A 1903-nucleotide genomic window follows, 5' to 3' on the forward strand; every position below is an offset into this window, starting at 1 on the left:
GACGATGACGAGCGAATTGATGTCGGTCGTCGAGCGGGCAGGGGGGCGCACCAGCTACGACTGGATGCGCTACCTCGTCACCCGCTTCGAGCCCAATGACGGCCCGCAGAGTCAGATGACCGGCTTCATGCGGGCGATCTTCGGCAATCGCATGCTGCAGAACGCGATGCTGAAGTCCACCGCCATCGCTGATGCCGGCGTGACCAAGCAGACGCTCTATGAGGTTGATCGCGCGCAGTTCACACGCGGCACCTATGACCGGGCGCTGGAATCGATGAACCTCGTCAATGGCGAAATCGAAGCGCATATCCGCTCGACCTGGGGGAGGAAGTAGCTGAATGACGCGCAAGAACCTCATCGAAGTCTCAAATCCCAACCAGGCTCGGCCGGAGACGCCCTCGGTCGCACCGCGCGACAGCCGGCCGATTGCCGGCTTCATTCCGCAAACGCGGGCCGGCGGCCCCGTCGGCGGCATTACCAAGACGCTCGGCAACATCACCGAAAAGGTCGAGCGCGCCAACGATCTGGAACGTCAGCTCGCCGAGGGCCAGACGATCGTCGAACTCGATACGGCGCTCGTCGATGCCTCCTTCGTCGCCGACCGCCTCGAGGTCGATGCCGACGAACTTGCACAGTTGACGGGACAGATCCGCGAGCACGGCCAGCAGGTGCCGATCCTGGTGCGTCCGCATCCCGACGCCAAGGGTCGTTATCAGGTCGCATTCGGTCATCGCCGCCTTGCCGCAACCAAGACGCTCGGCATCAAGGTCAAGGCGATCGTTCGCGCGCTCACCGACGATCAGCTCGTCGTCAGCCAGGGCCAGGAAAACAATGCCCGCACGGACCTCTCCTACATCGAACGGGCGCTCTTTGCGCATCGCCTTGAGGAAAGGGGATTTGGCAGTGACGTCGTCATGGCAGCCCTCAACGTCGATAAGGCMGCGCTTTCGCGCATGCGCATCATAACCCGCCAGGCGCCATTTGCGCTCATCAGCGCCATTGGTTCGGCACCGGAGATCGGCCGCAGGCGCTGGCTGGAATTGGGCGAGCATCTGGAAAAGGCCGATATCGATGCACTCATGACCATGTTGTCCGCGGACAACCTTCGCCAGATGTCGAGCAATGACCGGTTCCACAGGGCCTTCGCCTTCGTGACGAAGAAAGAGACCGATGCGAAGGCGTCCGCGGCATCCACTCAGATTGCCGACCTTCCGGTGAAGTTCAAGCGCACGCCGGCGACCGCGACCTTCGTCTTCGACAGCAAGGCCGCGCCCGGTTTCGATGAATTCGTGCAGGAGAGGCTGAAGCGCCTCTATGCGGAATACCAGCAGGACAGAGGAGCTTAGCAAAGCAAAAGAAAAAGGCCCCCAAACGTTTCCGTCGTGGAAGCCTCTCTCATCTGTAGCAACTTGAGAATCGCATTTCCACGAATCGCCGTCAAGAGTTTTTAGACGTCAGTTTGGCGAGCAGGTTTCTTTTGCCTGAGACAAGGTGAAGGAAAATGGAGAGTGGAAGTGTGACGACGCCCTTTGGGCGGCGGCCGATGACGCTTGCGCTGGTGCGCCGGCAGGTACAGACGGCCGAGTTTAAAGCAGACCGGAGCGTCGACAAGTGGAAGGTGTTTCGGGACGCATCCGAGGCACGCGAGCGGCTGGGCCTGCAGGACCGCAGCCTTGCCGTGCTCGATGCGCTCCTGAGCTTTTATCCCGAAAACGCGCTTGCGTCGGGCGCCAAGATGGTGGTGTTTCCGTCCAATGCCCAGCTGGCGGTGCGCGCCCATGGCATTGCCGGCGCCACGCTTCGCCGGCATATCGCGCTCCTCGTCGAGGCGGGGCTGATCGTGCGCAAGGACAGCGCCAACGGCAAACGCTACGCCCGCAAGGACAAATCCGGCGCGATCGAT

At 61.8% G+C, this 1903-nt stretch carries 2 protein-coding genes and 1 pseudogene; all 3 read left to right on the forward strand.

What is annotated here, in order from left to right:
* Positions 1-334 (forward strand): annotated as a pseudogene (locus tag AC1D35_RS35780) (plasmid partitioning protein RepA); the annotation flags it as partial.
* 4 nt (positions 335-338) lie between these two features.
* Positions 339-1346 (forward strand): plasmid partitioning protein RepB, encoded by a 1008-nt coding sequence (repB, locus tag AC1D35_RS35785; protein WP_113335385.1) that lies wholly within the window; start codon positions 339-341, stop codon positions 1344-1346.
* Between the two features lie 155 nt (positions 1347-1501).
* Positions 1502-1903: plasmid replication protein RepC (gene repC / locus AC1D35_RS35790; RefSeq protein ID WP_477942713.1), on the forward strand; the 402-nt coding region annotated here is incomplete at its 3' end.

Source organism: Rhizobium sp. P1_E6 (assembly GCF_056405875.1).